At 48.7% G+C, this 5,762-nt stretch carries 6 protein-coding genes; 4 read left to right on the top strand and 2 right to left on the bottom strand.

Annotated elements, in window-relative coordinates; genetic code table 11:
* The first annotated feature begins 465 nt into the window (after positions 1 to 465).
* The 4 genes from U9P07_01130 to U9P07_01145 all read left to right on the top strand — a co-directional run bounded on the left by U9P07_01130 (position 466) and on the right by U9P07_01145 (position 4,877).
* Positions 466 to 1,659, top strand: coding sequence for an ABC transporter substrate-binding protein (locus U9P07_01130; protein MEA2108009.1), 1,194 nt, complete (start codon positions 466 to 468; stop codon positions 1,657 to 1,659).
* Between the two features lie 109 nt (positions 1,660 to 1,768).
* Positions 1,769 to 2,560 (top strand): ABC transporter ATP-binding protein, encoded by a 792-nt coding sequence (locus U9P07_01135; protein MEA2108010.1) that lies wholly within the window; start codon positions 1,769 to 1,771, stop codon positions 2,558 to 2,560.
* A 204-nt stretch (positions 2,561 to 2,764) separates the two neighbouring features.
* The gene (locus U9P07_01140; GenBank protein ID MEA2108011.1) at positions 2,765 to 4,048 is read left to right on the top strand and encodes an AMP-binding protein; all 1,284 of its coding nucleotides are present in this window, start codon (positions 2,765 to 2,767) and stop codon (positions 4,046 to 4,048) included.
* Between the two features lie 175 nt (positions 4,049 to 4,223).
* On the top strand, positions 4,224 to 4,877 hold the full coding sequence (locus U9P07_01145; GenBank protein MEA2108012.1) for a CBS domain-containing protein: 654 nt from the start codon (positions 4,224 to 4,226) through the stop codon (positions 4,875 to 4,877).
* Positions 4,878 to 5,054: 177 nt separating this feature from the next.
* On the opposite strand, the gene U9P07_01150 is transcribed toward U9P07_01145, so the two are convergent.
* Entirely contained in the window at positions 5,055 to 5,582 is a 528-nt protein-coding gene (locus tag U9P07_01150; GenBank protein ID MEA2108013.1) for a 2-oxoacid:acceptor oxidoreductase family protein, read from the bottom strand.
* A 16-nt stretch (positions 5,583 to 5,598) separates the two neighbouring features.
* On the bottom strand, positions 5,599 to 5,762 hold a 164-nt coding region (locus tag U9P07_01155; GenBank protein MEA2108014.1), incomplete at its 5' end, for a 4Fe-4S binding protein.

The raw sequence follows: 5,762 nt of genomic DNA on the forward strand, positions 1-5,762 counted from the left end.
TTATTAAAAGAAAGGTAAAAGGCTAAAGGTAAAAGGCTAAAGGAAAAAGGCTAAAGGTAAAAGGCTAAAGGAAAAAGGCTAAAGGAAAAAGGCTAAAGGAAAAAGGCTAAAGGAAAAAGGCTAAAGGTAAAAGGTAAAAGGTAGTGGGAAGTGGGGTCGCCGGGATTGGGGACATTCTTGACTTCCCGCATAGAAACAGTAGTTAATGGTCAGCGGCTGGTAGCTGGAAAAAGCTGAGCATAAACCAATACCTGCCGGCGGCAAGTCAAGAGTGTCCCCCTCGCGAAGCAAAGGTGCAAACCGATGCGGTAGGCGGGCGAAGGATGGACCCGCCGCGGTACGAAGAATTCGAAGTCTGGCGAAGCAGCAACTAGACAATGTGTTGTACGCATATGGATGCATTGTCAGATAATATAATCGTACATGCTTGACCGAGGAAAAACCTAAACTTGTGAGGAGGGAAAGATGAAGAAACGATTATTTCTGGTGATTGCATTATCTCTGGCGCTTTGCTTTGTTGGCACGACGGCAATGGCGGCCAAAACCATCAAGATCGGTGGCCTGTTTGACATTACCGGCGGCACCGGCAGCGTCGGCACCCCCTATGCGGAAGGGGTACGCGATTATGTCCGTTATATTAATGACAACGGCGGCATTAATGGGATGAAGATTGAGTTGCTGGATGTTGACTATGCCTACAAAATTCCCCAGGCACTGGCTGCTTATAAGAAATTTAAGAATGCCGGTGTGGTTGCTATCCAGGGTTGGGGTACCGGTGACACTGAAGCCATGTCCCCCATTATTACCAAGGATCATATCCCTTATATGTCCGCTTCTTATTCCGAGCATCTGACCAATGCGGCGGTAACCCCCTATAACTTTATGGTCGGGACAACCTATGCCGATCAGGCTCGGGTAGCGCTGAAATATATCGCCACCAACTGGACCGATAAGAGCCGGAGACCCCGGGTTGCCCTGATTTATAATGATACCGGTTTTGGCCGTTCTCCTTTCTTTGATGTGGATTATCATGGTCATCATTTCCCGGCTGCTGAGGCTTATGCCAAGGAAGTTGATGTAGATATTGTTGATACCCCGGTCATCGGCCTGCGGGCGCTGGATGCCACTCCGCAGCTTTTAAGCATGAAACAGAAAGATCCGGACTATGCCATTGTCCAGGAGACTTCCGTCATGGCGACCATCCTCAAGGACGCCAAAAAACTGGGACTGCGGACCAAATTTTTCGCCCTCAACTGGGCCATGAGTCAACAGACCATGCTTAATGCTGGTGATGCCGCGGAAGGCTGTTATTGGACTAACCCTTTCGCTACCTGGGATGATGTCCATCTGCCCGGGGTGAAAAAGGCCCGCGAAATCAGTGAAAAATACCATCCGGGGAAAGTCCAGCTGGTTAATTATTTCCAGGGTTTTGTGGCCATGCAGGTAATGGCTGAAGCCATCAGCCGGATTGAAGGCAAAATTACCGGTGAAACCATCAAAGACGCCCTTGAAAATCTTAAGGACTTTGATACCGGCGGTCTGACCGTGCCCATCACCTTTACCAAGGAAAGCCATAAAGGTTCCCTGGGTCTGCGTATCTATCAGGTGAAAGATGCTAAGCTGGTTCCGGTCACCGGTAAAATCATCGTAAAACGATAATATTATAACGTTATAGTCAGCAAAATTAAGCCGGGGGCCGGAATTGCAGTTTGGTTCCGGTTCCCGGCTACTATATACCATCCCCTCGGAGTTTATGCCCATGAGTAACATGCTTAGCATCAACAACATTGAAGTAATATATAACGAGGTCATCCTGGTGTTGAAAGGGATGTCCCTTGAGGTTCCCGAGGGAAAGATTGTCACCTTGCTGGGTGCTAACGGGGCCGGCAAAACCACCACCCTGAAAGCGGTATCCGGCCTGCTGAAAGCGGAAGAGGGGGAGGTGACCGATGGGACTATCGAGTTCATGGGTGAGGTCATTAATAAAAAGGAAGCGGAGGATATTGTCAAGGACGGTATCTTCCAGGTAATGGAAGGACGGCGGATTTTTAAAGATCTCACGGTTACCGAAAACCTGGTAGTCGGTGGGCATGTTCGTAAAGACCGTTCGAACTTTAAACGGGATATGGAAAGGGTGTTCAGCTACTTCCCCCGGTTAAAAGAACGCCATAAGCAGGTGGCCGGCTACATGAGTGGTGGAGAACAGCAGATGCTGGCCATTGGTCGGGCCTTGATGTCAAAGCCGAAACTGATGATGATGGATGAACCATCCCTGGGACTGGCGCCGTTGCTGGTGAAAGAGATTTTTGAGATTGTCCAGCGGATAAACAAGGAAGAAGGAGCTACTATTCTGCTGGTGGAGCAGAATGCCAACCTGGCCCTGCGGATAGCGGATTATGGTTACATCATGGAGGGCGGCAAGGTGGTGATGGATGATGACACGGAAAGCCTGCGCAACAATCCCGATGTCAAGGAATTTTACTTAGGTCTTTCCGAAGTGGGGAAAAAGAAAAGCTATAAAGATGTGAAGCACTACAAGCGCCGTAAGCGGTGGTTGTAAAAGAGAGGTGCAAGGTATAAGGTGCAAGGTGCAAGGTGCAAGGTTAAAGATTAAAAGATATTCCTGTGCCAAGTATTCTGCGTACTTGGTATATTTGTAAAACTATCAATTGGTAAAACAAATTCCAGACCATGAAATAGTAGGACTTTTAGCTGAGAGCTGAGAGCTGACTGCTGAGAGCTGGAATCCAAGGAGAAGCTGAAAATGACGACGATAAACCGCAGTGCCGGTTTTTTAAATAAAGAGCGGGAAACCGCATCCGCTGCCGAATGGCAGTCTTATAATGATGAACAGGTGAGAGACTTGTGCGTTATGGCCTATCGGGAGGCTCCGGCCATTACTAAAATATTTGCTGATGCCGGCGTTACCCCGGATGATATTAAAGGAACGGCTGACCTGGCAAAACTTCCGGTAACCTCGAAGAGCAAACTGGCACAGCTGCAGGCGGAAAATCCGCCTTTTGGTGGCTTTCTGACCGTACCGGTCAATGAGTTGAAGCGTATTTTCATGTCACCCGGGCCAATTTACGACCCCCAGGGACGGGTGCCGGATTTCTGGGGCTGGTCCGAAGGGTTTTATGCCGCTGGCTTTCGTCCTCAAGATGTGGTGATTAATACCTTTGGCTACCAAATGACTCCGGCAGGCCTGATGTTCGAGGAATCATTGTTGGAGATTGGTTGTTGTGTCCTGCCCACCGGGGTTGGCAATACGGAAACCCAGGTGCAGCTGATGAAAAACCTGGGAGTGACCGGATTTGTGGGGATGGCCAGTTTCTTACGTAAAATTGGCGAGAAAGCCCGGGAGATGGGGATTGATCCCCGTAATGATCTGCAGCTGGAAATTGGTTATGTGGCTGCCGAGATATTAACTGATGCCTTGCGGGCGGAAGTGGAAGAAATGTACGGTATGACCCTGTGCCAGGGATATGGAACCGCGGATTGTGGTTGCCTTGCCTATGAATGTCGGGAGAAAAGCGGCATGCATTTTACCAGCAATGCCTATGTGGAGATTGTTGATCCCCAGACCGGGAAACCCCTGGGCCCAGGTGAACCGGGAGAAGTGGTAGTGACCATGTTTAACCCGATCTACCCTCTGATTCGCTTCGGAACCGGTGATTTATCCGCTTTTACCGAAGAGCCCTGTTCCTGTGGCCGCACCGCGCCGCGGTTGACCAGAATCATGGGTCGGGTTGATCAGATAACCAAAGTTAAAGGCATGTTTGTTCATCCTTCCCAGGCCGATAAAGTGGTGGCCGGATTTCCCCAGGTGGCCAATTACCAGATCGTCGTTACCCGAGAACAGAATAATGACATCATGACCTTTGATCTGGAGATGAAGGAACAACCCGCTGATGTGGATACATTCACTAAAGAGTTTGTGGCGGCAGTGCAGGATGGTATTAAATTGCGCCCGGTGGTTAATCTTTTACCGGTGGGAGCTGTCACAGATGGCGGCAAGAAAATCAGGGATGAGCGGAAATGGGACTGAAATCGTTATTACCATGAAGAGCTTGAAGAAGATGAAGCTTAAAAATCTTCACGACTTCATGTCCTTCATGGTTATATTTATTTGACCTTTTTGGGGAAAAATTTGAAATGGCTAAGCGCTGATAGCTGACAGCTTAATTAAAGTGACTAACCATGTTTTTTGGGAGAGTTGAAAAATGTTTGTAAGCAACTGGATGAAAGAAAACCCCATAACCGTCACTCCGGATACCCTGGCCATCGATGCCAAAAAAATCATGAAAGACCATGGTTTCAGGCGGTTGCCGGTTCTGGATGGGAAAAAACTGGTGGGAATTGTTACCTTGAATACCCTCAGGGAAGCCCAGCCATCAGCAGCTACATCACTCAGCATCCATGAGTTGAATTACCTGCTGGCAAAAATGACGGTAGCCGATATTATGACTAAAAAGCTGATTACCTGTTCACCGGATATGACCCTGGAAAAGGCGGCAATCCTGGGAACAAAGCATCAAATTGGCGCCCTGTTGGTGGTGGATGGTGGAAAATTGGTGGGGATTATTACCGAATCAGATATTTACCGGGCTTTTTTGACCATGCTGGGCGCCAATAAAGTGCCATCCAGCCGGGTTACCATCGAGGATTTTCCGAAAGATCAGGATGCGATTATCAAAGTTATCAGTATCCTGGATGAGCTGAAGCTGACCCTTTGCAGCCTGGCAGTGGTTGATGATGTCCCGGTTTATGGTCGCCGGCAACTGGTTTTTCGGGTTTGTGAAGTCCAGACTGATAAATTGAAGGATAAACTGCTAGCTGCAGAGTTTAAGGTGAGCAGCATCTCCCCCATTCAATAAATACATATGGGGACATATTAGTAAACATTCGACTACGTTTTCAGAAAAGATAAAAATACTCTCACAGAGGCACAAAGTCACAGAGAACCCGAGTCATTTGCCCTCTGTGACTCCGTGTCTCTGTGAGAAATAATAAAAATTTGTCAATCTATAGACAAAGTCGAATATTTGCACATATTATCGGGAGGCTTTCCAACTGCATCCCAGATTAAGGGCGGCGATATTCGCCGCCCTTATTTTTTCCTTGATTGGCATTTCCTCCAGGGCCGAGCGAAACTGGACAGCTGAGTAGGGAAAACCGGAATGGGAGCTGGCAAATCCGGCAAGCAGCAGGTTGACGGCCTGGGGCAGGTTGTGCTCCATGGCCATGAGGCTTGCCGGGATCATCGCGGTTTGATAGTCTTCGAGGCCTGCCACTGCTTTTTCCGCGTTAATAAACAACTGCCCGGAATGGCGCAGAAGATGACGGACATTTGGCAGTTCTTCGGCTGCCAGTACCAGAAGAATATCGGCCTCACCATTGCTGATGAGCGGCGACTGGTATTCCCCGATTTTCAGGTGACTGCTGACTGAACCACCGCGCATGGCCATTCCGTGGCTTTCATAGGAAATAAGCTGATCGCCGGATTGCATGGCTACTTCAGCAAACAGCCGGGAAAGAAAAACTACCCCCTGGCCGCCGACGCCGGCAATGATGATTTTCATGTCTTAATACTTCCTTTCACTTTTCTCCAACGATGGCGCCAAAGGGACAGACATCAATACATAAACCACAGGCGACGCAGGTAAGTGGGTCGATATGAACGGTCTCGGATTCGTCGCTGATCAATGATGGACATTCATAGCTTTCAATACAGGTGCCACAGGCAGTACAGTCATCCGTGA

This window comes from Pseudomonadota bacterium (assembly GCA_034660915.1).
In the GTDB taxonomy this organism is placed as follows: Bacteria; Desulfobacterota; Anaeroferrophillalia; order Anaeroferrophillales; family Anaeroferrophillaceae; genus DQWO01.